Annotated in this window: 1 protein-coding gene; it reads left to right on the forward strand. The window is 63.0% G+C overall.

The features are described from left to right. Positions 1-230: TonB-dependent receptor domain-containing protein (locus RRF55_RS28275; protein WP_439419336.1), on the forward strand; the 230-nt coding region annotated here is incomplete at both ends.

The raw sequence follows: 230 nt of genomic DNA on the forward strand, positions 1-230 counted from the left end.
GCTCGCCCGACCTCAAGCCGGAAACCAGCACCAACTATGAGATCGCCACGTATTACCAAGGCGATCGCTGGGGCTTCAACCTCACCGGCTTCCTCAACAAGTTCGACGACAAGATCGCCAGCGGCGGCACCTTCGCCAACTGCGAAGTCGCCCCGAACGATGGCAGCTACTGCGTGGACATCGGCCCGGGCTGGGCCGAGCTGGGCTACAGCACCTTCGGCCAGAGTGTG

The organism is Klebsiella sp. K47 (assembly GCF_051858335.1).
GTDB lineage: Bacteria > Pseudomonadota > Gammaproteobacteria > Enterobacterales > Enterobacteriaceae > Klebsiella > Klebsiella pneumoniae.